21 protein-coding genes and 1 tRNA gene are annotated in these 25,203 nt (G+C 64.3%); 6 read left to right on the top strand and 16 right to left on the bottom strand.

The annotated features are described in order from the left end of the window. Positions 1-866 precede the first annotated feature (866 nt). Positions 867-1,199, bottom strand: coding sequence for a CGGC domain-containing protein (locus Q0J57_RS08510; protein WP_297219238.1), 333 nt, complete (start codon positions 1,197-1,199; stop codon positions 867-869). Between the two features lie 173 nt (positions 1,200-1,372). Here Q0J57_RS08510 and Q0J57_RS08515 point away from each other — a divergent pair, with 173 nt between their 5' ends. Further along, the gene (locus Q0J57_RS08515; RefSeq protein WP_297219240.1) at positions 1,373-2,245 is read left to right on the top strand and encodes a pyridoxamine kinase; all 873 of its coding nucleotides are present in this window, start codon (positions 1,373-1,375) and stop codon (positions 2,243-2,245) included. A gap of 222 nt (positions 2,246-2,467) precedes the next feature. On the opposite strand, the gene larB is transcribed toward Q0J57_RS08515, so the two are convergent. Continuing rightward, entirely contained in the window at positions 2,468-3,265 is a 798-nt protein-coding gene (larB, locus tag Q0J57_RS08520) for a nickel pincer cofactor biosynthesis protein LarB (protein WP_297219242.1), read from the bottom strand. A 301-nt stretch (positions 3,266-3,566) separates the two neighbouring features. Here larB and Q0J57_RS08525 point away from each other — a divergent pair, with 301 nt between their 5' ends. Both Q0J57_RS08525 and glmS read left to right on the top strand, forming a co-directional pair. Continuing rightward, on the top strand, positions 3,567-5,465 hold the full coding sequence (locus Q0J57_RS08525; RefSeq protein ID WP_297219244.1) for a SurA N-terminal domain-containing protein: 1,899 nt from the start codon (positions 3,567-3,569) through the stop codon (positions 5,463-5,465). A gap of 108 nt (positions 5,466-5,573) precedes the next feature. Continuing rightward, positions 5,574-7,394, top strand: a complete 1,821-nt coding sequence (glmS, locus tag Q0J57_RS08530) for a glutamine--fructose-6-phosphate transaminase (isomerizing) (protein ID WP_297219246.1) — start codon at positions 5,574-5,576, stop codon at positions 7,392-7,394. Positions 7,395-7,464: 70 nt separating this feature from the next. Here glmS and Q0J57_RS08535 read toward each other — a convergent pair whose 3' ends face one another. From Q0J57_RS08535 to Q0J57_RS08595, 13 genes are all read right to left on the bottom strand, one after another. Continuing rightward, positions 7,465-7,962, bottom strand: coding sequence for a hypothetical protein (locus Q0J57_RS08535; RefSeq protein WP_297219248.1), 498 nt, complete (start codon positions 7,960-7,962; stop codon positions 7,465-7,467). A gap of 73 nt (positions 7,963-8,035) precedes the next feature. Further along, the gene (locus Q0J57_RS08540) at positions 8,036-8,278 is read right to left on the bottom strand and encodes a TIGR04076 family protein (protein ID WP_297219250.1); all 243 of its coding nucleotides are present in this window, start codon (positions 8,276-8,278) and stop codon (positions 8,036-8,038) included. A gap of 61 nt (positions 8,279-8,339) precedes the next feature. Continuing rightward, on the bottom strand, positions 8,340-9,770 hold the full coding sequence (locus Q0J57_RS08545; RefSeq protein ID WP_297219252.1) for a phospholipase D-like domain-containing protein: 1,431 nt from the start codon (positions 9,768-9,770) through the stop codon (positions 8,340-8,342). Between the two features lie 51 nt (positions 9,771-9,821). Further along, positions 9,822-14,216, bottom strand: coding sequence for an ATP-binding protein (locus Q0J57_RS08550; protein ID WP_297219254.1), 4,395 nt, complete (start codon positions 14,214-14,216; stop codon positions 9,822-9,824). A gap of 9 nt (positions 14,217-14,225) precedes the next feature. After that, complete coding sequence (locus Q0J57_RS08555) at positions 14,226-15,002, bottom strand: tetratricopeptide repeat protein (RefSeq protein WP_297219256.1); 777 nt, start codon at positions 15,000-15,002, stop codon at positions 14,226-14,228. Positions 15,003-15,185: 183 nt separating this feature from the next. Then, a complete protein-coding gene (locus Q0J57_RS08560) occupies positions 15,186-15,764 on the bottom strand; it encodes a hypothetical protein (protein ID WP_297219257.1) in 579 nt (192 codons plus the stop codon). Next, positions 15,757-15,900 carry a CcmD family protein gene (locus tag Q0J57_RS08565; RefSeq protein WP_297219259.1) on the bottom strand — a complete coding sequence of 48 codons (144 nt, stop codon included), beginning with the start codon at positions 15,898-15,900 and terminating at the stop codon, positions 15,757-15,759. Before Q0J57_RS08565 ends, Q0J57_RS08560 begins: the two co-directional genes overlap by 8 nt. A gap of 34 nt (positions 15,901-15,934) precedes the next feature. Further along, positions 15,935-16,630 (bottom strand): cytochrome c biogenesis protein CcsA, encoded by a 696-nt coding sequence (gene ccsA / locus Q0J57_RS08570; RefSeq protein WP_297219261.1) that lies wholly within the window; start codon positions 16,628-16,630, stop codon positions 15,935-15,937. Beyond that, positions 16,631-17,308 carry a heme exporter protein CcmB gene (locus Q0J57_RS08575; protein WP_297219263.1) on the bottom strand — a complete coding sequence of 226 codons (678 nt, stop codon included), beginning with the start codon at positions 17,306-17,308 and terminating at the stop codon, positions 16,631-16,633. Further along, on the bottom strand, positions 17,296-17,982 hold the full coding sequence (gene ccmA / locus Q0J57_RS08580; RefSeq protein WP_297219265.1) for a heme ABC exporter ATP-binding protein CcmA: 687 nt from the start codon (positions 17,980-17,982) through the stop codon (positions 17,296-17,298). The genes Q0J57_RS08575 and ccmA overlap by 13 nt, the downstream gene beginning before the upstream one ends. A 4-nt stretch (positions 17,983-17,986) precedes the next feature. Continuing rightward, positions 17,987-19,915 carry a cytochrome c-type biogenesis CcmF C-terminal domain-containing protein gene (locus Q0J57_RS08585; protein WP_297219267.1) on the bottom strand — a complete coding sequence of 643 codons (1,929 nt, stop codon included), beginning with the start codon at positions 19,913-19,915 and terminating at the stop codon, positions 17,987-17,989. A 128-nt stretch (positions 19,916-20,043) separates the two neighbouring features. Continuing rightward, positions 20,044-20,457: a cytochrome c maturation protein CcmE gene (locus tag Q0J57_RS08590; RefSeq protein ID WP_297219269.1), complete on the bottom strand. Its 414-nt coding sequence runs from the start codon at positions 20,455-20,457 to the stop codon at positions 20,044-20,046. Positions 20,458-20,582: 125 nt separating this feature from the next. Next, positions 20,583-21,668: a hemolysin family protein gene (locus tag Q0J57_RS08595; protein ID WP_297219271.1), complete on the bottom strand. Its 1,086-nt coding sequence runs from the start codon at positions 21,666-21,668 to the stop codon at positions 20,583-20,585. A 128-nt stretch (positions 21,669-21,796) separates the two neighbouring features. Between Q0J57_RS08595 and Q0J57_RS08600 the strand changes: the two genes are divergently transcribed. From Q0J57_RS08600 to Q0J57_RS08610, 3 genes are all read left to right on the top strand, one after another. Further along, the gene (locus Q0J57_RS08600) at positions 21,797-23,143 is read left to right on the top strand and encodes an amidohydrolase (RefSeq protein ID WP_297219273.1); all 1,347 of its coding nucleotides are present in this window, start codon (positions 21,797-21,799) and stop codon (positions 23,141-23,143) included. A gap of 16 nt (positions 23,144-23,159) precedes the next feature. Continuing rightward, a complete protein-coding gene (locus Q0J57_RS08605) occupies positions 23,160-24,389 on the top strand; it encodes an MFS transporter (protein WP_297219275.1) in 1,230 nt (409 codons plus the stop codon). 104 nt (positions 24,390-24,493) lie between these two features. Continuing rightward, a tRNA-Met gene (locus Q0J57_RS08610) sits at positions 24,494-24,570 on the top strand. Positions 24,571-24,893: 323 nt separating this feature from the next. Here the strand turns inward: Q0J57_RS08610 and Q0J57_RS08615 are convergent. Beyond that, positions 24,894-25,203: hypothetical protein (locus Q0J57_RS08615; protein ID WP_297219277.1), on the bottom strand; the 310-nt coding region annotated here is incomplete at its 5' end.

The raw sequence follows: 25,203 nt of genomic DNA on the forward strand, positions 1-25,203 counted from the left end.
AGCCCCAGGGGGCAACAACTGGCCGGATGCTATGAAGCGTCCGGCTTTCTTTGTTTCAAGGCTCTACGGGGCCATTGCGGGCCATGACGGGCGGGGATCATGGCGGACAGCCAGGGGCCGGGGGAGACAATGACCGGCAAGGAGAGAGGATACCCTATGCATACGGTATCCATACCCATCCATGCCCTTCAATCGTGCTACTGTACTGTTACACCTTCCGGCAAAACTGAATTCAAAAACAAAGCTTTCCACCATTTCATACTAAAATACTATGTATCATAATTCCAATAGGTTATAGAAAATTCTTTCCCCTTGCCGGTCGCTTCTTTTGAGCTGATGTACCCCTGCTGATACGGGTGATTTTTGGGTAAACGTGGCACGCTGTCCCTGCCGGCAACATCGGTACGGTATCGCCACCCAATTTGGTTTGATCAATCTGATCCGGCATGTGGGCTGTTGGTCGCGGAGAGGGTCGCAGGGGGCTACCTCAAAAAATAACCCTTCCTCTTGCCGGACATTCCCCCGGATGTTATGCATGGCCCATGCCATAAGCAGGGCAAAAAGGGGCAGCAAAATTTTTTGGGGGTACATTTGGGGGTACGAGGCATTTTGTTGCACACAATAAGCTAGTATTTTCAGCATGTTATTATACAATATAGTATCCCTCCCCCGCCAGTATTCCTGCCTGTTCCGAGACAAAAAAAGACACCCGGCAGTACGGCTGCCGGGTGCTTTTTTTTGTTGACAGCGAACAGGGCATGCTCTCGCATCTGGTCCTTTCCCTTTGCCGGACATGCCGACAAGGACCGGGAAAACGACACTTGCGCCGGACGGCATGGCCGCCTGTCCCGCATTATTCCATGGCCCTAATGGGTATGGTCCATGACGGGAAAGTCCTCACCCAGTTTGGCGCGAATGGCCCGGAGCATCATGGCCTTGTTGGGACAGGGGAAATCAATGGGCGTTCCCTTGGTAATACAGGAGGCCAGGGCCACCACTTCCGCGCCGCGATCCCTGAGCATCTGCGCACGGGCCACGGCGCGCTTGCCCGGACAGCCGCCACAGGACACCACTCCCACCACCTGACAGGCACCAAAGGCCTCAAAGCCGCCCTTGCCGGCAGCAGCCATCATCAGGTCCGTGGTACCGGGACACAAATCTTCCGTCTGCTGGCAGCGAATGATACCAACCTTTTTCATGATTGCCTCCCTGAAAATAGTGTTTGCTGCATTCTACATGAGGGAGCCGGCCGGAGCAAGGCCGCCCTGCCGCAAAAATGATGCAGAGAGGCCGGCTTTCCGCAGGCCCTGCCTTGCCATATCCCGCTTTCGATGGCAGAGTACGGACCGATTCCCTGAAAGGAAACTGCACGATGTATGAAACACCCCTCCGGCGCGTTGCGGCCATTCACGACCTCTCCGGCCTGGGCCGCGTCTCCCTGACGGCGGCCATCCCCATTCTGAACTGCATGGGCATTCAGACCTGCCCGCTGCCCACGGCTGTTCTTTCCACCCAGACAGGCGGCATGACGGGCTTTACCTTTCATGACCTCACCAGCGAGATGTCCCCCATCCTTGACCACTGGGAAAGGCTGGGGCTGCGCTTTGATACGGTCTATTCCGGCTTTCTGGGCACGCCGGAGCAGGTTGCCATTACCCTGCGCTGCATCCGTGACTTTCTCAAGCCCGACGGCTTTGCCCTGGTGGACCCGGTGCTGGGCGACAATGGCGAACTGCATGCCACCCAGACGCTGGACATGGTGCGCGCCATGCGCCAGCTGGTGACGCACGCCCACACCATCACCCCCAATATGACGGAAGTGGCCTACCTGCTGGACGAACCATACCGCGATCAGCTCACGGAAGAGGAACTGAAACAGCAGATGCGCCGCCTGGCCGATATGGGACCGCGCTGTGTGGTCATCACCAGTGCGCCGTCCACCCGTCAGGGCTTCTGCACCACCGTGGCCCATGATCGCGAGGACGGCCGCTTCTGGAAGGTGGAAAGTCCGTGGATTCCCGCCTTCTACCCCGGCACGGGCGACATCTTTTCCAGCGTGCTGCTGGGCGCACTGCTGCAGGGCGACAGCCTGCCCCTGTCCGTGGAACGGGCCGTGCGCCTGATTTCCAGGGGAATCCACATCAGCATGGAAGCCCAGACCGTTCCCACCGAAGGCATCCTGCTGGAACGGGTGCTGCCCATGCTGGCAGACCGGCAGGACCGGCACATGTACGAGGAATTCTAGGGGGCAGACCGCAGGCGATCTGCGGAAACGGCAACCCAACCGCCCGGATGCGCCGGCCTTCCCGTGCCTGCCCGGCAGCAGGCTGCCGCATGAAAAACGACAGGGCCTGTGCCGGAAGAAACGCCGGAAGACGGCAAAACGTGCCCGCAGGCAGGGTGCCGCCTTGCCCCCGGCGCATCGCGTCAGGCGTTCCGCGGAAACGCGGAATGGCCCCGTGGCGCGCTAGCTGCCCGGCTGTTGCAGGAGCTTGGCGGCAAAGGCGGCTGCCCCGAAACCATTATCGATATTGACCACGGCAATGCCGGGCACACAGGAACAGAGCATGGTGCTGAGGGCGGCAAAGCCCCCGCTGCCCACGCCATAGCCCACGGACGTGGGCACTGCCAGCAGCGGACAGCGCACCAGACCAGCCAGCACCGAGGGCAGGGCGCCCTCCATGCCCGCCACGGCAATGACGCAGCGTGCCTGCCGCAGGGCGGGCAGATGCGGCGTCAGCCGGTGCAGACCGGCCACCCCCACATCGGTGATGAAACCGCAGGCATGCCCCCAGAAACGCAGAGCGCCATAGGCTTCGGCGCCCACGGGAATGTCCGCCGCCCCGGCCGTAACCACAAGAACCTCGCCGGCCTGCGGCCACGGCGGGCCGAGTTCCAGGGCATCTTCCTGTCCGCCATCGGCACGGCGGGGACCCAGCGTAAACAGGCGGGCCTGGGGCCAGTAGCGTCCCCCGGAAAAACTGTCCAGCAGCAGCTGCCCCTGCCGGGGATCTGCCCGGCTCACCAGAACCGGGCTGCCATCAGCATGCAGACCGCGCACCGCGCCCAGCAGGGCCTCGTCACTCTTGTTCTGGGCAAAGACCACTTCGCCGATACCGGTGCGCACGGCACGCTGCGGGTCCAGCGCAAGCCCGTTGAGGCTGTCTTCCAGCGGCAGGGCGCTCAGATGCCGCATGGCCTCTGCCGGCAGCATGTCGCCACGGGCCACGGCGTCCAGCAGCTGCCGTATCTGTAGGTTTTCCATATTCTTTCCTCCGGGATGGCCGCCCCTGCAACCAATGTCCCGCCCATGCCCTGCCTGCCGGCAGGCGCCGGGCCTGGACCTGCCCCGCACGGCACACGATCCGCCACGGCAGCAGGGGGCAACGCCGGGCGGCAGAAGCCTCTAGCCCATTTCCGCCCGCTTGTCAGCCCGTTGCCGCCGTCCGCTGCCCGCGATGCCGGGAGCTGTCCCCGCGCTCGCAGCTTGAGTTTCAACGGCTATACGGCTATGCTGAAGCCTTGTGCGCCCTTATGGTGTACCAATCCGCTCTACCGGAGTCCACATGCTCGATTTTATCCGTTCCAATACCCAGTCGCTGGGTGTCAAACTGATCTTTGGCCTGATCATCGTTGTCTTTGTTTTCTGGGGCGTGGGAAGCCTCACGGATTCCAGCAGCGGCAATGTGGTGGCCGTGGTCAATGGCGACGGCATCTCCATCCGTGACTACGAACAGGCCTATCAGGATGCGCTTGAGGCCATCCAGCGCCAGAATCCCCAGATCACCCGCGAACAGCTGGCCGCAGAAAACCTGGGCCAGCGCGTGCTCAATACGCTCATCATGCAGAAGCTGCTTGAGCAGGAGGCCGCCCGCGCGGGCATTGCCATCTCTCCCCTGGAAATGCGCCAGGCCGTGGAAAACGTGCAGGCCTTCCAGAACAGCGAAGGCAAGTTCGACCCCGAGCTGTTCAAGCGCCTTGTGGAAAACCAGCACCGCAGCGTGGCCGCCTTTGAACGCAAACTCGCCAGCGACATGCTCAATCAGAAGCTGGAACGGCTCGTGGACGCCGGCGTGTGGAACAATGCAGCGGAATCCCGCGCCTATTACGACTATCTGCGCCAGAAGCGCGCCCTGACCTATGTCTTCCTGCCGGCATCGCGCTTTGCCGCCTCGGTAACTCCTGCCGAAACGGACATTGCCGCCTATTATGAGGCCCACAAGCAGGAATTCACCCGGCCGGCCCGGGCCGCGGTGGAATATGTGGCCATTTCTCCCACCCTGCTGGTCACGCCCCAGAGCATCAGCGAGGCCGATGCCCAGGCCCAGTATGAACGCAATCTTTCGCGCTATGCATCCCCTGAACAGGTCAGGGTCTCGCATATTCTGGTGCCGCTCCGGGAAGATGCCCCGGCCGATGCGGTGAAGCAGGCGGAAGAAAAGGTGGCGGCCATCCGCCAGGAACTGGCGTCGGGCAAGCCCTTTGCCGAGGTGGCCAATGCCCACAACGGCCCCAATGCCGCCGGTCCCGGCGGGGAACTGGGCTGGATACAGCACGGCCAGACCGTGCCCCCCTTTGACGCGGCCGCCTTTGCCCTGGAACCGGGCACGGTCTCCGATCCGGTACGCACCACCTTTGGCCTGCACCTCATTCTCGTGCACGAAAAGAAAGCCGCCGGCACCCTGCCCTTTGCCGAGGTGGAAAAGGGCATTCGTGACGACCTGGCCCGGCAGCGCGGCCTGGAAAAGCTCAATGACGCCCTGGACAGCCTCATCGAAGACAATATCCTCAAGAAGCCCCTGGCTGACAGCGCCAAACGCTTCGGCCTGAGCGTGAGCAGTACCGATCTGCTTACTGCCGATGCCCTGCAAAAGGAACTGGGCATTTCCGCCGACAGTGCCAGGGCACTGCTGAGCGCGGGCAGCGGCAATCCCGTGGACACCGCCCTGGAAGCCGGCGACCACTATCTGGTGGCCCGCATCAGCAAGGCCGAGGCGCAGCGCGTGCCCGACCTGGCCGAAGTGCGCGAGACCATTCGGGAAAAGCTGGTGGCGGACGGCGCGCTCAAGGCAGCCCTTGCCGCAGCGGCCGGGGAACTCAAAAGCGCCCGCGAGGGCAGCGCTCCCCAGGGCGAAAAGCAGGGCGATCTGGGCCGTGACGGCCTGCTGACCGGCTTTGCGGCCGATACCTCTCTGGCCAAGGCCGTGTTTGCCGCGCCGCTGGAACAGTGGCTGCCGCAGGCCTTCAGCCTGACCAGCGAGGCCGAGGGCGCCGGCGCCTTCATCTGCCGGGTGGACAAGGTGGTGGAAGCCGATCCCGCCGAATGGGACAGCATGAAGCAGACCTTTGACGGCCTCATGCGCAGCCGCCGCAGCAGCGAACTGTTTGCCCTGTTCCTGGGAAATCTGCAACGCAAGGCCGAAATCAAACAGAATGCCGCGCTGCTCAAGCAGATTGGCGGCTAGCTGACGTTCTTCCGCTCTGCGGAAGGAACACAAGGATCACAAGGGGAGCAACGCTTTTTGCCACGCGCAAGGGGGCGTTCTCCCCTTCATGTCATCAAGGAGAAAACTATGTGCGGCATCATCGGCTATACCGGTCATCGTCCCGGTGTTCCCGTGGTGGTGGAAGGACTGCGTCGTCTGGAATATCGAGGGTATGACTCGGCGGGCGTGGCCTTTGGCCTCAAGGGCGGCCTGGCCGTCATCCGGGCCAAGGGCAAGCTGGCCGCGCTGGAGGAAAAGCTGGCGCACGAACCCGTGACCCTGGCCACCACGGCCATGGGGCATACCCGCTGGGCCACGCACGGCGAGCCGGCGGAACGCAATGCCCACCCCCAGTGCAGCAATGACGGGCGGCTGGCCCTGGTGCACAATGGCATCATCGAAAACTATCAGGAAATCCGGGAGCGCCTGCAAGGCCTCGGCTATGTCTTCCATTCGGAAACCGACACCGAGGTGCTGGTCAATCTCATTTCCGAATGCTGCAAGACGGAACCTGACCTGCTGCATGCCTTTGCGGCGGCCCTGCGTCAGGCGCACGGCGCCTACGCCGTCTGCCTCATGGACAGCCAGAATCCCGACAGCCTGCTGGCGGCCCGCATGTCCGCGCCGCTCATCTTCGGTCTGGGCACCGGAGAATACTTTGTGGCCTCGGACATTCCGGCCTTTCTGCCCTATACGCGCCAGGTCATCTTTCTGGAAGACGGCGACATTGTGCAGTGCTCGGCCTCGCAATACCGCATTCTGCGCCTGGAAGACCTTGCGGCGGTGCAGCATCCCGTCCAGACCATTACCTGGGACATGCAGGCCGCCCAGAAGGGCGGATACCGCCACTTCATGCTCAAGGAAATCTTCGAGCAGCCCCGCGTCATCACCGACGGCCTGAGCGGCCGCGTGCAGGGCGACAGCGTGCGCCTGCCCGAACTGGACAGCCTGCCCGTGCCGCGCCGCCTGCATATCGTGGCCTGCGGCACCTCCTACCACGCGGGCATGTGGGGGCGGCACCTGCTGGAAAGCTGGGCGCACATCCCCGTGCAGCTGGAAATTGCCTCAGAATTCCGCTACCGCGACGCACTGCTGCTGGGCGAAGACGAAATGGTGCTGGTCATCAGCCAGAGCGGCGAGACTGCCGATACCCTGGCCGCCCTGCGCATTGCCCGGCAGAAGGGCATTCCTGTCCTGGGGCTGTGCAATGTGGTGGGGTCTTCCATTGCCCGCGAGGCCTCGGCCGTCATCCTGACCCAGGCCGGACCGGAAATCAGCGTGGCCTCCACCAAGGCCATGTGCAGCCAGATGCTCATGCTGTCCCTCATGGCCCTGTACTGGGGGCAGCGCAACAGCGTGGGCAGCAGCGCACAGCGTGCCGAACGGCTGGCCGTTCTGGAGAGCCTGCCGGCCCTGCTGGAAGCGGCCCTGCCCGACATGCACCAGCGGGCACGGGAACTGTCCCGCCAGTATGCCCAGGCCCGTAACTTCTTCTACCTGGGGCGGGGGCACTGCTATCCGCTGGCCCTGGAAGGGGCACTGAAGCTCAAGGAACTGTCCTATATCCATGCCGAAGGCTATGCCGCCGGCGAAATGAAGCACGGCCCCATTGCCCTCATCGATCCGACCTTCCCCTCCCTGGTGCTGGCCCTGGATGACGCCCTCTATCCCAAGGTCATTTCCAATATGGTGGAAGTCAAGGCCCGCCAGGGCAAGGTCATTGCCCTGTGCAATGCGGGGCATGAGCCGGACGCCGATCACCTCTGGCGCATTCCGGCCCTGCCGGCGCCGCTTTCCGCCTTCATGGCCCTGCCGGCCCTGCAACTCTTCAGCTATGAAATGGCGGATTATCTGGGCAAGGACGTGGACCAGCCCCGCAATCTGGCCAAGAGCGTTACCGTGGAATAGGCCGCATCCCTTCGGCCGCTTCTTTGCAAAGACGCCCCGCAGCAGAAGCTGCGGGGCGTCTTTTATGCGGTTACGGCAGCGGCCGTATCCGTATGGTAGCCAGCATGGCATCAATCTCGGCCCGCCGGGTTCCCCCGGGGTCCGTCACGGTGATCATGCTGAAATTCTCGCCGGAAAAGTGCATGGAGCTGCTGCTTTCCACGCCATTGCTGGCAAAGGTGAAGCTGTACCAGCCGTCCTTTTCCACCGGCTCCGTTCCCCCCAGACGCCGGGACATGTCCCGGGCAAAGGCCGCAGGGTCCGTGCCGTCCATCCGGCTGTGCACCACGGAAAAGGACGCCGCCCTGTCCCTGGACACCACGGCAACCACCTGCGCCGACGGCTGCGTGGCATTCCAGCCGTCCAGCACGTTCATGGAAAAGGCCATGAAGTGACGCAGGGTGCCGCTTTGCGGCCTTGCGTCCCCCGTATCCGCGGGGCCATCCTCCCCGGCGGCTTCACCGGTCAACGGGCATGCCCCAAGAATCACCAGAACGGCCAGACAAAACAACAGACAACGATATTTCATGAAACATCCCCCCCGGAAGGAACGTCTTGCGGCGGCCTTCCCGCACCAGACAGGAACGACGCACGGCAGCGCCTCAGTCCCTGCGAATCCGGAATTCCACCTTGTCGGCACAGTCGGGGCACTGAAAGGGGCCTTCGTTGATCACGCCCTTGCGCGCCGCATAGACAAAGGGAAACACCGCATTCATGGCCATCATGCAGATATTGCCGCTGGCCTCCTTGTCGATGGCGGGGCCGTCAAAAATCACGGCATCGCCCTCGCTGTAGAGCGGGCAGCAGGACCGGATCACTTCCAGACGAATCCTGATTTCTTCCACGGCAGGACTCCTTGCAACGCATATTGCCGCCGGCGCCAGCGGCTGCCGGCGGAACACGGGGTTAAAGATAGGGCGAAAAAAGCCAGCAGGCCGCATCACGCAGACGAACCGGCAGGGAACGGCGAGCAAGACGTTCCAGAGTGATTTCCGTGCCGCGCTGCATGGCCTTGTCCATGTGTTCGGCCAGCAGGTCATGGAAATGTTCGTCGAAGACTTCCATGTTCAGCTCAAAATTGAGATGCAAGCTGCGGGCATCCAGATTGGCCGAACCGATCTGCGCATAATAGCCGTCCACCGCCAGCAGCTTGGTATGGGCAAAGGGCGGCTGCTGCTGCCAGATGCGCACGCCCGCCCGCAGCAGGGACGGCATAAGGCGGAAACTGGCCCAGTGCACATAGGGCAGATTGTTGCGCGCAGGCAGCACCACGCGCACGTCCAGGCCGCGCTGTGCCGCGCTGCGCAGACTGGTCATGAGCTGACTGGTGGGCAGAAAATAGGGCGTCATGATGCGCACGCTGCGCCTGGCCCCGCTGATGGCACCGGCAATGAGATCATTGAGCGGATCCGTATCCGAATCCGGCCCGTCCAGAATAAGACGGCAGTGGCTGCCGCCCCCCTGTTCCACAATGGGCATTTCCGGCAGCGGACTGTAACTGCCGCAGGCAAAGCCCCAGTCCAGCATGAAGGCACGCAGCAGCTGCCGGGCAATGGGACCAGTGCAGCGGAAGTGCATGTCCTGCACGTCGTTGCGGCTGCCCCTGAGCACGTGTGCGTCAGAAATGTTCATGCCGCCGGTAAAGGCCACGCCGTCACACACCAGCACCTTGCGGTGATTGCGCAGATTGATGCACAGCCGCGGCGGCAGCAGCCGCAGGGGCAGAAAGCGGGCCACCTGCACCGGAGTGCGGGCCAGTTCCGCCCAGGGTTTGCGCAGGGAATAGAAGGAGCCGCCAAAACCGTCCACCAGCAGGCGCACGTCCACACCACGGGCAGCGGCACGGGACAGGGCACGACAGAAGGATGAGGCCACCTCGCCGGCACTGAAAATGTAGGTGGACAGGTAGACCAGATGGCGGGCCTCGTCGATGGCCTGGAGCATGGCCGGATAGGCGGCATTGCCATTGTGCAGCGGGGTGATGCTGTTGCCGCCGCAAAGATTGCGGGCCGTGAGCCGGTGCCCCAGCTTTTCCAGCAGCTGGGCTTCCGGCGGGATGGTATGCTGCCTGTGCGGCTCGCGGGGCGGATGCACATAGCCGGGATCATGGGAGGCTATCCTGTGCAGCATGCGCTGCGCGGCGCTCTGGGCGCGGCTGATGCCAAACAGCGTGTACAGCAGCGGCCCCACCAGAGGCAGAAAGAGCATGGTGGCCGACCAGCCCAGGGCAGAGCGGGGATCCTGCTTGGTCAGCAGGGCGTGGACCACCCCCAGCCAGGACAGGCTGTGAATGGCAAGAAAAAGCACAATGTGAAAGGGATTGATCCAGTCAACCATGGGCATTTTCCTTCCCCCGGAAGCCGGGAGCTTCCGGGGGACGGTCTACCGTCAGGAGAGTTCACGGCCAATGGCAATGCGCCGGCGTTCCACCTGCGCCACCAGATCGGGCAGGAGATCGCGCAGGGCATCCAGATCGTCATGGCGGCCAGCCTGCTCCACGCAGCGGGCCATGCGCCCCAGAGAGCGGAAGCCGTAGGATTCCGCCGACTGGGCAATGTACTGTGCGGCATCGGCCACGCCGCGGCAGTCGCGCCGGGCATAGTGCTGCTGCGCCTCCTGGATGGCCGCGCTCAGGCGCTTCACCAGGTCCAGCATTTCCGTATCCACTGCCGGTGCGCTGGCGGCGGGAGATGCCGGGAAGGGAGCACCGGTGCTGCCGGCAGCAGGCTGCCGAACCGGCGGCTCCACCGGACCTGCCTGCGGCTCGGCCAGCCGTCTGGCAGACTGACCGACAGCCGGCCCACTCGCTTCACTGGCCGTCTGGCTAACTTTCTGGCTGGCCGTCTGGCTGACCGCCTGAGTGCTCGACAGTGGGACAGCCGATGGCGCGGAGGTCTGCGCCACGCTCTGCCCCGGCGTCCGGGTCGCTGCCTGTGCCTGCGGCACGGCAGCAGGGGTTTCCCTGCCGGGCACGGACAGCGGCGCACGGCCGGCAGACGCAGCACGTGCGGTTTCACTGCCCTGCAGGCGTCCCAGGACGCGGCGCAGCAGGGAAGGAGCGCCTCTGTCAGGCGACGGCCCTTCCGGCAGTCTGTCAGCAGGAGCCGGCGCAGACGACGGGCTGTGCGGCGTCACGGCCGCCGGACGGTCAGCACCGCGGGGCGCGCTGCCGGCAGCAGGCTGCGCTGCCGGCATGGCGGCCGGAGCCGCCGTTTCCTCCCCGCCGGCACGGGCCTCTTCCTGCCGCAAGGCCTCGCTGAGGCGCACCGTGGGAACCTCCGTCGCGCTCGCTGCCGGCGTGCTCGCTGCCGCCGGCTGGCTGGTGCGACGTACAATATCCGTTATCTGATGGCGCAGGGTCTCAGCGCCATCGCCCGGTACCCGGCGCTGGGGAATGGCGGGCGCAGGGCTTTTTTCCGCAGTGCGCACAATGGGGGTGGGTTCTCCCACCCATTCCACGTGACTGTCATAGGCTTCCGCACCGGGCAGCAGACCGCTGCCGATGCGCGGCGCCGGACGGGCAGGGCGCTGCTCGCGGACGTTGTGCTCAGGGGCTGGCGCAGCGGGGCGCACTTCGGCGCTGGCCGCCGCCGTCACGGGCGCGGCAGCGGCTTCCGTGGCCGCAGCGGCCTGGGGAACGGCCGCCTGTTCGCTGACCGTATCCGGAGCCTGTTGCGTGTTTTCGGTCTCGTGGGACACGGCAGTGTCCTGCCGGAAAGCCGGCGTCTCGCCCCAGCGATTATCCAGCGGCACGCGCGTATCCTGCGCCGGCGTGGCGGCCTCCACCGCCGTTTCACGCGGCCCCCAGCGGTTGTCCAGGGTGGCCTTTTCCGGCGCTGCCGGCTGATGGCTATCCGTGCCGGCAGCGGCTGCCGGCGCGGGCGACGGCGTTTCGGCCAGCGGCGCCGTGACGGTCGGCGCCATCGGCTCCGTCTCATCGGCTGATGCGACCTGTGCGTCCGGTACAGCCGGTGCCTCCTCCGCCAACGGCTGCGGCGACACGGCATCCGCGGGACCTTCCGTTTTGGGCATCACGCTGGCGGCAGGGGAGGCAGGCGGATTTTCCGGCATCGCCTGCTGTCCGGCAGCGGCATTCTCTGCGGACGGCGCAGCGTCCCTCTCCGCCGTCTCCGCGGTCGGTGTCACCGCCGCAGGCGCGGCTGGTGTCTCTTCCCGGCTGGCGGCAGCGGGCTGGGGCACGGGCTGGGTACTGGAAAGAATTTCCTGCACGGTTTCGCGCAGGGTTTCCCGCTGGACAGGTTCCAGCAGCGCGTGCGTAAAGCCCGCATGGGCCAGCGCATCCCACTGGCTGTCATCCTGCGTGATGGCAATGGCGGCAAAAACCGGCAGATGCGCCTCACTGGCCCGCTGGCGGAAACGTGCCAGCGCAGGGGCCACCTCCGGCGTCACATTGCGTCCGGCCACGATGAGGATGGACTGGGGCCGATGCTCGTGCATGGCCAGCGCTTCACGCAGGGTGCGCGTTTGCAGGATGACGTAGGGCAGGTCATTGATTTTCTGGATAAAGCTGTGCTGCTCCATTTCATCATTGACGCAGATCATGATGCGCGGGCGTCTGGCGCGCCGCCCCAGGTCCGGCGTGGTCAGGGGTTTGGGACCGCCGTCATCCTCCACCGGGGCCGCAGCAGGCGCCGCCGGTTCGGGCGCAGGCTTTGCCATGTCTGCTACGGGCGCCGTGTCTGCCGCAGGTGCCTGCGTCCGGGGACGGACGGGCTGCTCCGGCATGCTCCGGGAAGCACGTTCCTGTTCCACCGGCAGCAGATGCAGACTGAAGGCAATGACCGCCCCGTGACCATCGGCCTCTGCCCGCAGCAGCCCTTCATACCGCCCGGCCAGTTCCCAGGCATGGGCCAGGGCCAGGGCGGAACGTTCCTGCGGGGGCAGGCCGCTGCCGCTGTCGCGGATGGTAAAAAGCAGATGGCCGGGATCAAGGCTTTCCGGCATGGGCCGCACCGAAACATGCACGCTGCCCCGGTGCGTGGCCCGCACGGCGCTTTCCAGCAGTTCGTGCAGCACGCCATACAGGCTTGCGTGATCCCCCCGGAACAAGGCGGGCAGCTGCGGGGGCATGTACCAGGCCAGGCTGATGCCTGCCCGTTCCGCCGCAGCGGCCACGGCATCATGCACGGAGCGCATGAGTTCCTGCAAATTGAAATCTTCCTCCACAGGTGCGGCCGCTGCCTGTCCATGCTGGCCGGCAGGCTTGCCTGCCAGCAGCGAGGCCATGCGCCGGGCGGTATCGGCCATCTGTCCGGCCGTTTCCCGTGCGCCGGGCGGCAGGGTGCAGGCCTGGAGGGCGGCAGCCTCACGCAGCAGCGTATCCAGCGGCTGGCTCAGCCGTTCCTTCAGGGCAGATACGGCCCCCGTGCTGTCGGTTCCAGACCGGGCAGAAGCCGCCCCGGCCGGGGCAGGGCGGGCGGCCGTCAGCGACGGTTCATCCATGTGCGGCAGAGGCAGACCCGCCGCGGGCGCTTCCGCCGGCAGCAGACGCAGATTGGGGTCGTCCAGCGTGGGCAGCGGTTCATCCCCCATGGTCAGGGGAGCATCCACGGGCACGGCATTGCCCACCCCTTCCAGGGCAGGCATGGTCAGATCAATGGGGTCATCCTCGCGGGCCTCATGGCGGGGCGCTGCCGTGGCCGCAATAAGCAGGGCGCTCAGGGCCGTGCCCCACAGGGGCAGGGCGGCCAGCAGGCTCGGCGCATAGCCATGTTCCAGCCCCATGACGGAAGCCGCCACAGCCAGCGGAGGAATGAGGCAGCCCAGCAGAAAACGCCGGGCGCCGGGCAGGCCCATGAGGCAGGCCGCCGTACTGGTGGGCACCAGCAGCAGGGCGCCTGCCGGCCACAGGGGCAGATAGCGCGTGATCCAGCCCATTTCGGGAATCAGCGGCAGCAGGGCCAGAGCCGCGCCGGGCAGGACCAGCAGAATGAACTGCGCATCCAGAATGCGGTGCCGGCCACGGGTCTGCATGAGATGGCGTCCCACGTGGGGCAGCATCATGAGGGCCAGGCCGGGAGACAGTAGGGCCGCGGCATCCTGAAAGTCAAAATGTCCGGCCCCGTTGCCGGGCAGGCCGTAATAGCCCTGGACCATGGCCATGCCCACGTAGAGAGCTGTCCAGAAGCGCCACTGGCCGGGTTCGGAAAGGCCCCGCAGCAGGCACAGCAGCATGACCACCCCCAGGGCCAGCAGCGCGCTCTTGCCGGCCAGGCCGGAAAGGTCCGTAGCCGCATTGTGCGGCGTGCGCAGCATGGGCGCAAACCACAGGCCCGGCAGCCCGTCGAGGCGGATATAGCAGGTCAGGGCTTCCGGCCCGCTTCGGGGCAGCAGAAGCACCTTGCGCGAACCGGGCGTGGCTTCCTGCCATTCCGTGGCGCCGCTCAGGCTGTCCAGCCCGGGGCTGAACAAGGCCGGCCGGCCGGGAATGCTTTCGCCCAGGTCCAGCAGAATGGTCGAGCTGTCCGCCCCCTGTGCGGCCGGCGCAAGGGTGAAACGCAGCCAGGTGGTCCCCGTGGCATGCGGCAGGTGCTTCACATCCAGCGGATGAAAGGCCGGCGCATTGGCAGGCGCGGCCACTTCCTCCACATCCATTTCACCCGTGGTATCCAGATAGGCATCCAGATAGGGCAGCAGGGACAGCTGGGGGCTGTTCAGGACGGCGGGAACCTGGGGGGTTGCGGCCCGCAGCGGTGCGCAGACCAGCAGAAAACAAAGGCAGCAGCCCAGCCAAAACGCCGTGCGAAGAGATTGGTGTTTCATGGTCTCATCCTAGAATGCCGGAGCGTCACACTGCCGGATCAGATTGGCAAGGGGCTGTCCATCGGGCGCCGTGGCGCCGGGATTGAGCTGCAACAGTTCCTGCCAGACCTTCTTGGCCTCATTATTGCGCTTGAGATCGAAAAGCAGCACCACCCCCATGTTGAAGCGGGCATGCTCATGACGGGGGTCATACTGAATGGCCTTGGCAAAGCTGTTCAAGGCTTCCTGCAACTGGCCGTTTTCACGATACATGATGCCCAGGTCCGTGAGCACGTTGGCATTGGCAGGATTGATGGCCAGCGCCCTGGTGTAGGCATGAATGGCCTTGGCCGGCTGATGCGTGTCAAAATAGGCATTGCCCAGGGCCACCCATTCCGCCTCGGTGCCCGAACCGGCGGCCACGGCCTGTTCCAGATGGGCAATATGCTTCTGCTCGGGCGTGAGCATGGCATCGTCTGTTCCGCCGCTATCGGCAGCTGCCGGCGCAGCGGGCGCGGGCGGGGCTGGCGTTACGGCGGGGGAGCTGCTCTGTCCCACCGGGGGCACGGGGCGGGAGCTGCCGCCCCCCAGCAGCGATACGGTATCACCCAGAATATGCGGCATGAGATTGCCCAGCAGCAGGCCGCAGAACAGGGCCAGGCAGACAAAAAGCAGGCAGGTGCTGCGGGATACGGTACCCGCGGCCCGCTGCTGTGCGGGAGCAGCGGGCATGCTCAGGGGCGCTTCCGCAGAAGACGGAGCGGACGCCGTGGAAGAAGCGGCTTTTTCATGATGTTCAGTGGACATGACACGACCTTGCAAAAAAATTTTTACAGCACATATCTAGAATAGTCCCGTCCCCTTGGCAAGCCAAGAAACGCTTGGCGCTGTAGGCCCGGAACAAAAACGGCAAGCCCGGCGGACCGGGCTTGCCCCAGGGCGCGCCGCCGCTCCTGCGGAGCGGTCCGGGCGCCATTGCAGCAAAAAAGCCTACTTTGCCGGAGCACTGCCGGCGGCCAGCTTTTCCAGTTCCATGCGCATGTGCTGCTTGAGCGCATCGCTGGCTGTCGGCAGCAGAAGGCCGGCCTTGAGATGGGCCACGCCGCGCTCCACATCCTTGAGATAATAGATATAGAGCACACCAAGACTGTAGCGCACGGAAGGATCATCCCCCAGCTTCAGGGCCTGTTCCAGCGTGGCTGCCGCCTCGCTGTTGCGCCCTGTGCTGTGCTGGATAACCCCCAGCATGTGCAGCGGCTTGGGATCGTTGACATCCAGCAGAATGGCCCGCTGCACAAAGGTTTCGGCGGGTTCCCAGCTTTGCATGCGGACAAGATGGTCCACCAGCGCCATGAGGGCTTCCTTGTCCGCAGGATTTTCAGACACCTGCTGCATAAGCCGGCCCACGACGGCCGTATCCTCCTGGGCCTGCTGCACCGCGTGCGGCGTCTGCACCACCAGGTGCGGATCCTTGAAGCGCCCGAGAAGAGCCGCGCCGAGCATGATGGCCAGCCCGGCAAACAGAAGGACCATAAGCAGTTTGTGCGATGTTTTGACAGAATCAGTCATGCTTGAGCAGCTCCAGTTGCATGAGACGGCGGGCCAGCGCGCGCTGCCGCAGCCCCAGAAAGACAAGATAGGCGCCCATGCCTGCCCAGACGGCGGCATTGGCGGCCACAAGCCAGTAGATCACGTTGGTATCCATAGCGTTCTCCGGCGGGAATCCCCGCCCGTTGCGGTCAGAAAAGACCGGCGCCGCGCCGGGCCAGCAGCGCGGCCTCCAGGCGGGCTTCCAGGTCCAGCTGACGCTTGCGCAGCCAGATCAGGCCGGCCCAGAACAGACCAAAGGCCAGCACGCAGCATACGGCCGTAAGGGCCATTTCCGGCTCCATGCCGCCGCCTTCCGCCCCAATGACATTGGGATGGATGGAGCGCCAGAGCCGCGCGGACAAGAAAACCAGCGGCACATCCAGAAAGGCCACAATGCCCAGCACGGCACAGACCACGCTCTTGCGCCGGGGCGGCAGGTCCAGACCGCGCAGCACCAGATAGCCCGTATACACAAACCACATGATGAGGGCCGTGGTCAGGCGCGGATCCCACGTCCACCAGACGCCCCACGAACGGCGCGCCCAGATCATGCCCGTCACAAGGGTCAGACCGCTGAGCAGCACGCCCACCTCGGCGGCAGCCCGGCACAGGCGGTCGGCAGACTGGCTGCCACGGACCAGCACGGCCACGGACCCCGCAAAAACCACAAAAAAACTGATCAGTGCCCACCAGGCCAGCGGCAGGTGCACATAGAAAATTTTCTGCATGAGGCCCAGCTGCGCCTCCAGCGGCGCATAGGCATGGATCAGCCACTGGCAGCCGGCAAAGGCCAGCGCCCCCGCGGCCAGCAGAACGGAAGGAAGGGGAGAAAGCGGACGTGACATCTAGTCGTCTCCTCCGTACATGAAGCCGAACAGCAGAAGCCCGGCAGCAAGAAAAACGGCATCAAAGGCCGCCGCAAGCTGCAACCAGCCCAGGGCGCCGTCCGGATCATCCAGGCCGAAGGTCTGCGCCCCCACCCGGATGCCGGCCAGCAGAAGCGGTACAAGCAGCGGAAACAGCACAATGCTCAGCAGCGATTCGCGCGAACCGCCCCCCTGGGCCAGCGCCCCCAGCAGGGACCCCAGGGCGCAGATGCCCACATCCACCAGCAGCAGCGCCAGCAGCCCCGTGGCCGGCGATCCCTGAAGCTCCTGCCCCAGAAAGACCACAGCCGCCGGCAGAAAAACCATCTGGGCCATGAGCAGCAGGACAAGACCGGCCAGTGCCTTGCCCAGCCATACGCCCTGAACCGGGGCCGGAAGCAGCAGCAGGCCCAGGCGGGCGCCGCCGATTTCTTCCAGCGCGTACAGGCCGTTGAAAACCAGCACCTGACAGAACAGGGCGCCCAGCCAGAAAACAGCGGCTGCCCCCTGAGGACTCATGCGCTCGCCCACGCCCTGTGACAGGCTGAACACAAACAGCAGCAAAAGGCCCAGCAGCAGGCCCTGCACCAGGGCGCTGCCGCGCCCCAGCGTCAGCAGCAAATCCTTGCGCGCCATGCACAGGGCTAGGCGGAACATGCGTTTTCCTCCCCGGCGGGCGCCAGCAGCGCCTGCCAGCCGGCGGCATCCAGATGGCGGGGCATGGGACCATCCTGACACAGACGCCCGCCCCGCAGCAGCAGCAGGCGGTCGGCCACCGCCGCGTCACCGGCAAGATCATGACTCACCACAATGACACAGGCGCCCCGTTCCCTGGCCTGAACGATTTCCTGACGCAGCAGCTGCTGCGACGCGGCATCCAGCCCCGTGCCCGGCTCGTCCAGCAGCAGGAGGTCGGCCTGAAGCATGAGCACCCGGGCCAGATTGAGACGCTGCGCCATGCCGCGCGAAAAAACCCCCGCCCGCTCATGGGCATGGGCAGCCAGCCCCACATGCTCCAGCAGGTGCAGCAGGCGCTGGCGGGAAAGGCCGAGGCCATGCGCGCGGTTCCAGAAGTGCAGGTTTTCCAGCGCGCTCAGGCCGGGATAGAGAAAGGTGGCGTGGCCCAGATAGGCCACGGCCGGCTCTCCCGTAAAGCGGATGCTGCCGGACGTGGGCCGGGCCAGTCCGGCTATCATGCGCAGCAGGGTGCTTTTGCCTGCGCCGTTGCCGCCGGCCAGCAGGGAAACGCTGGCCGGTGCAAAGCGGCAATGCACGTCGCGCAGGACCACCCGCGCCCCGTACACCTTGGCAAGATGTTCCACCTGCAACATGTACTTAGGCTTCTCCTGCCGTTTCCGGCTTTTTCCCGGCTTCGCTGCGACCGGACGAACGCCGCCTCCAGAGCATGCACAAGGGGAAAAGCGACATGAGCGTGCCGCCTATCCACAGCCAGTTGACCAGCGGTTCCACGCTGACCTTGACCAGCGCGCGCCCCTGCTGATCCAGCCCCAGCAGCGAGGCATAGATTTCCTTGCCAAGACCGGGGATGACATCCACTTCCGTGAACTGCATGCTGCCGAACTTGTCATAGATGCGGCGCTGCGGTTTCAGCTCGCCCAGCGGCCGGCCGTCCCGGGAAACCTCCAGACGGCCCTCCAGATAGTGAAAGCCCGGTCCGTTGCCTTCCACCAGCGCCGTAAGGGTCACCGTATGCCCGTCAATGACAATGCTGTCGCCGGCGGTAAAGTAGTGGTCATGCTCCATCTTGTAGGGGCCGGAAAAGGCAATGCCCAGCGCCATGAGCGCCAGCCCCAGATGTACCCCCACGGCCCCCAGGGACCCCATGCCGCCCGGACGGAACAGGCCCGCCCCCAGCAGAACGGCGCCCACGATGCAGGCCACCGCCGCCGCCGAGGTCAGCAGGGGCAGGGGCAGGGTAAAGCCCATGGCGTAAAAGCCCGCCCCGGCGCCCAGCAGGGCCATGAGCACCACCAGAAGGCGCGCCCCGTGGCGCAGGCCGCCCGTCCAGCCCAGCCAGGGACAGACCACCAGCAAGAGCACCAGCACCGCCGCCAGCGGCAGCACCACCCGGTTGTAGAAGGAGGCTTCCAGGCCCACATTCTGCTGGCTCCACAGGGAGCTGATCACCGGCCACATGGTGGCCACAAGGATGATGACGGAAACGGCCAGCAGCAGCCAGGCCACCAGCACCAGAGCGCCTTCCCGGCTGGCCAGGGAGGACAGGGCCTCGCCCCGGCGCGGCGCCATGAAGGCTACCCAGGTCACCACCACCAGACCCACCAGCACAAAGACCGTGAGGGGCAGCCCCACACTGCCCGAACCAAAGGCATGGACGGACTGGATGACGCCGCTGCGCACCAGGAAGGTGGCAAAGAAGGTGGAAACCGTGGTCAGGCCCATAAGGAAGATATTGACCCGCCCCAGCTTATGCCGGCGTTCCTCCACAATCATGGTATGCAGGGCCGCCGTGCCCACCAGCCAGGGAATAAGCGAGGCATTTTCCACCGGGTCCCAGCCCCAGTAGCCGCCCCAGCCCAGTTCCATATAGGCCCACCACATGCCCAGAATGATGCCCGCCGTAAGGAAGGCCCAGGCCAGCATGGTAAAGGGGCGCGTCACCACGGCCCAGGCGCCTTCGCCGCCGGGACGTCCCGACAGGGCCTGCGCCAGCGCCAGACAGGTAGGCACGGCAAAGCCGCCGTAGCCGAGGAAGAGCAGCGGCGGATGGAAAATCATGCCGGGATTCTGCAACAGGGGGTTGAGGCCGTTGCCGTCGGCGGGAACCGGGTCCAGCATGACAAAGGGATTGCTCCAGGTGGTGAGCACCAGGGCAAAAAAGCCCATGAGCGCGTAAAAGAAGCCCCAGTACCACAGGCGCGTGGTGCCATGCAGATTTTTGTAGGCCCGCGTACAGGCAAAGAGCGTTCCCATGATGGCCACGGACAGCGCCCAGAAGAGCATGGACCCCGCCTGCCCGGCCCAGAAGGCCGTGAGACGATAGAAAACAGGAAGAATGCGGTCCGTATAATCGGCCACATATTTGACGGAAAAATCGTTCCAGAACAGGGCATGCAACAGCAGGGCCGAGGCCAGCAGCAGGGCACCGGTCACGGCCCAGTGGGCTTTCTCCACCAGGCGCAGGGCATCCTCGCGCTGCTGCCAGAGTTGCAGCAGGGCCAGGGCACTGCCCCCCACGGCAAAGATCAGGGCCAGCAGTTGCAGGGCATAGGCGACAACGTACATGAGACTCCTTTGATGACCCCGCCGCGCCATGACGGCAGACGGGCAATGACGGCAAAAGCACGGACAGACCAGTCACGGACCGGCCTGTCATACGGGCAGGAAGCGGGAATGCGGCGCAGGCCGGCCCGTCAGCTCTTGCGGTTTTCCTTCTGGTACTTGGAGGGACACTGCGTCATGAGAATCCTGGCGGCAAAGCTCCTGTCCGCATTCATGCGTCCTTCCACAATCACTTCCGCACCGGCCTTGAAATTATCCGGCACAGTTCCCCGATAGCGCACCAGCAGCGTCTGGCTGGGGTCGTCCTTGTCCTGAAGGGCAAAGGAAACCCCCGGCCCGTCCTGGGCAGGGGTGATGCCGTCGGCCGCCACCGTGCCGAACAGGCGCGCGGCGCGCATGCTTTCCGGCGTGGCGGCCCTGGCCTCGGACACATTGAGAAAGTAGATGCTGTTTTCGGAAAAGCCGGCATAGGCAAGCCAGCCCACCCCTCCGAGAAAAAGCACGGCAGCCACAATATAGACGAGAGTATTGCTCTTGCGGGGCATTGCTGTCTCCTGAAACGAGGCGTCAAAAAAGATACGAGGTCCAACCTAGCAGGCAAGTGGGCATATGGCAAGCAGGAATAATTTTTATCAGGATTACAACATAGCGGGATTGCTTGTGATAGACATCACTGACGCTGTGCCCCGTCACGGGGGGCCGCAGCGGCCTGTGCCGTTCCGCCGGCGCTGGCCCGCAGCGATGCCCGGCGGCGGCGGGCCATTTCCCGCAGGTCGGCCACGTTATCGCTTTCATCCACGATTTCGCTGCCCAGAATTTCTTCCATGACATCTTCCAGGGTCACCACGCCGGCCAGACCGCCGTATTCGTCCAGCACGGCAAAAAGATGCACGCGGGATGCCAGCAGCTCGCGCAGCAGCACGTCGATGGTCTGATTTTCAAGAATGAAGTGCAAAGGCTGCATGACCGACGACAACGGCTGACTGCCCTTGCCCTCGCGCATGGCCAGGCCCAGCACGCGGCGTTCCACCAGGCCCACCAGGTCTTCGTTATCCTCTCCCCACACGGGAATGCGGCTGATGTGCCAGGTCCGGGGATTGTTGTAGGCCTCCTCCACGGTGCAGTCCTCAGGCAGGGAAAAGACCACCGTGCGCGGCGTCATGATTTCATACACGCGCTTCTGATCCAGGGCCAGCACATTGCGGATGAAGGTTTCCTCGTAGGGCTGAATCTTGCCGGCTTCGCGGGACAGGCTGGTCACGGCGCGGATGTCGTCCTCGGAAATATCCGGCCCGCCCTTGGTCCGGGGAGTGAACAGACGGGTCAGCAGGCCGGTGAGCCAGATAAGCGGGGTCAGCACCCTGATGGCAATGGACAGCGGACGGGCAAGCACCTGCATGAGCGGCGTGGCATAGGCCACGCCCAGGGTCTTGGGCACGATCTCGCCAAAGGCCAGAATGATCACCGTAAAGCAGGCCGCGAACAGAGCCAGCCACGTATCCCCGAATACCGCCGTGAAGGTGGAACCGGCAATGGCCGAACCGGCCGTATTGGCCACGGTATTGCACGTGAGAATGACGGCAATGGGCTTGTCCACCTCGCTGCGCATCCTGAACAGCAGCTCCCCCGTGGGAGAGCCGGAACGGCGGGAACGCTCGATGGACGACCAGGGCACGGCATAGAGGGCGGCTTCGGTCAGCGAACAGGTGAAGGAAACCAGGACGGCAAAGGTAACGGCCAGAATAAAGGTCAGCATGGTTCATCCTTGGGGGGTTGCGTGCGCCCGCCGTCCGCCGGCAGCCCCTGCGGACATGACTTGCACGAAATGGCGCATTGATAGTACCGTTCCTGTGTTGACTTGGCAAATACCCATGAGGGGGCAGTATGAAGGACATACAGGCACGCCTGCACGCCGCGGCGGAGCAGGAGCGGGACAGGCTTGTTGCCATACGGCGCGACCTGCACCGCCACCCCGAACCCGCATGGGGCGAATACCGCACGGCGGCACTGGTGGCCGAGACGCTGGAAGCCAGCGGCTTCTGCCTGCACCTGGGAAAGGATGCCCTGCGCCCCGCGGCGCGTCCGCGCCAGCCGGAGGCGGCCTTTGTGCGCCATGAGCGGGAGCGCGCCGCAGCTGACGGCGTGCCTGCCCGCTGGCTGGATGCCATGCCCGACGGCCTCACAGGGGTCTGGGGCGATCTGAGCATAGGGCCGCACCCAGAAGACGGCCCGCTGGTGGCCTTTCGCTTTGACATGGATGCCAATGCCGGCGTGCGGGAATGCGACGCGGCCGATCATGCGCCGGCGGCACAGGGCTTTGCCTCCTGCCGGCCGGATGTGATGCATGCCTGCGGCCATGACGGGCACGTGGCCCTGGGGCTGGGACTGGCCCGCATGCTGGCCGGTCTGCGGGACGAGGCCGGCCGCTGCCGCAGGGGGCGGATACGCCTTATCTTCCAGCCGGCAGAAGAGGAGGGCGAAGGCGCCCCCGGCATGGTGGCCGCCGGCGCGGTGGACGGCGTGTCCCGCCTTTTCGGTCTGCATCTGAGCATGCAGGCAGAAAAAAGCGGCACCCTCATCTGCGGCACCAGCCATTTTCTGGCCACCACCAATTTCGAGGTCTTTTTTGAGGGGCGCGGCGCCCATGCGGGCCTTGCCCCGCAGGAAGGCCGCAATGCCCTGCTGGCCGCCTGTGCGGCTACAGTGCACATGCAGGGCATTGCCCGGCATGGCGGGGGCGCCTCACGCATCAATGTGGGCGAGCTGCGCGGGGGCGAAGCCCCCAACGTCATCCCGGCTTCGGCCTGGCTGCGCGGCGAAACCCGCGGCGAAACCGGCGATATCAACGGCTACATGCTGGCCGAGGTTCGGCGCATGGTCAGGGGGGCTGCCCGCATGTACGGCTGCACCTCCCGCCTGCTCTGTCAGAGCCACTGCCCCGGCGCGTCATCCAGCCCCGGGCTGTCCCGCCTGGTGGGGGAAGAGGCGCAACGCATGGGCGGCTTTACGCGCATTCTGCCCCGCGCGGAATTCTGGGCATCCGAAGATTTCTGCTGGTTCATGAACACGGTGCAGGAAAACGGCGGCGAGGCCGTCTATCTCCAGCTGGGGGCGGACCGCACATCCGGTCACCATACCGGCCGCTTTACCTTTGATGAAAACGTCCTGCCGCACGGACTGGAACTGCTGACCAGGCTGGCCCTGGCCTCTCTTGACCCACACCGCTCCTGAACGGAAGGATACAGGGATGCAGGACGATACAAAAAAGAATGTTTCACCAGACGTTCTTCATCAAGTACGCCTCATGGCCGTCATTACGGCCTTCTGTCTGCTGGGCGACAGCATGCTCTACATTGCGCTGCCCGTGCAATGGGAGCACTGCGGGCTGACCTCCCTCTGGGAAGTCGGTGTCCTTTTATCCGTCAACCGGCTGGTGCGCCTGCCCCTCAATCCCCTGGTGGGCTGGTTATACAGCCGTATCGATCTGCGCACGGGGCTTATTCTGGCCGCCGGTCTGGCTGTTATTTCCACCCTGGGCTATGCGCTGGTGCAGTCCTTTGCCGCATGGCTGCTGCTGCGCTGCCTCTGGGGACTGGCCTGGACGCTGCTCAAGCTGGGGGCGCTCTTTACCATTCTTGAGCTGTCCAGTCGCAATAATCGCGGCTACCTCATGGGCACCTATCAGGGTATTTTCCGACTTGGCAGCCTGGGGGGTATGCTGGGCGGTGGCATTTTGGCCGACCTGCTGGGTCTGAAAATAGTGGCGGCTTTTTTCGGTCTGTTCACCATGGCTGCTCTGCTGCTGGCATTTCTCAAGCTGCCGTCCCGCCATATGAGTGATTCGGCCCGCGACAAGAGCAGTACCCGCCTGCTTCCCGCACATCTTTTCCATCAGCCGGGACTCTTGCGCGTCATGGTTACAGGTTTCATGGTGGCACTGACCTTTCAGGGCCTCTACGCCGCCACGCTGAGCCGCATGGTGGGCAATCATGCCGGAGCAAGCATGTCCCTTGGCGGACTGGTGCTTGGCTGTGCCACGGTGGCCGGCAGCCTTCAGGCCCTGCGCTGGGCCTGGGAGCCCTGGCTGGCCCCCCGCTTCGGGCGCCTTTCCGACGGGCCGCGCGGCCGCATACCGGTTTTTTCTGCCTGTCTGTGGGCGGCTGTGGTGCAGCTGATCCTGCTGGGCCAGAGCCTGCCCCTCTGGCTCTGGTTTTCGCTGCTGCTGGGCCTGCAAGTGGCAGCTACCGGATTGACAACCCTGGTGGATGCCGTAGCCTCGGATGCGGCGGAACAGTATGGCCATGGCGCTGTGGTGCTTTCCTCCTTTGCCTTTGTTATGGATCTGGGAGCTGCCACTGGTCCGCTGCTGGCCTATGGCCTGGGCAGCTTCTGGGGACTGGATGTCACCTATGTTCTGGTGGCCGTCCTGCTGGCGCTGACGACCCTGAGCTGGCGCCTGCGGCTGGACCAGCCATAAGGCCGGAACGCAAAAAAATTGTCGCCCTGCGAAAAAAGGCTTGACAGTCATTCCTGCCGGCTTTATATACCTTTTCACAACGCGCCATTGGCGCTCTTTCGTGTCGCGGGGTGGAGCAGCTCGGTAGCTCGTCGGGCTCATAACCCGAAGGTCGTAGGTTCAAATCCTGCCCCCGCAACCAAGAAAATCAGGCACTTACAGTTTTCTAACCGTAAGTGCCTTTTCATTTTTCTAACCTATTTCTAACCAGAAGGGGAAGATAAGTGCTGACGCTTGCGGTGCGTCCAATGGAAACATACCGGAGGGGTATTCCGGGCTGTGCTCTTCTCGCTGAGACAGTAACTCACTTGAGGGCGCGTCTTACCCCATTCCTAACCATTTCCTAACAATTATCTGAGTTCAACAAGAGTAGAAGTGGGTTGTCCTAGCTAGAAAAAAAGAGCTAGGACAGCCCACTCTTTTATGCGAGAAGGCTACAAGTTGTTAAGGAGAGAAGTACCTGTGTTACCCAAACACGTTCTTGAACTCCTCCCTCGTGATGACCGTGTCCCAACCCCCACGCTTCTCACCTTCGTGCAGGTCTATGCCGGTATAGCAGAGACTGGCGTCTTCATACCGCTTGAACTTGTAAACGGCATCGTTCATAAGGGCATCGTTGAAAACACCAAGGGAAACGAGCAGATCAAAATCTTTTACCGCCAGCCCCGTCACACGCTGGAATAATTCAGGTTCCAGCTGGGTGATGACATCCTTCAAGCACTGCTCACGGTAATCAGTAAGATACATGAACACTGGGATACGCGTGGCGAATTTA

Origin of the sequence: uncultured Desulfovibrio sp. (assembly GCF_944324505.1) — a bacterium.
Classification (GTDB): Bacteria; Desulfobacterota; Desulfovibrionia; order Desulfovibrionales; family Desulfovibrionaceae; genus Desulfovibrio.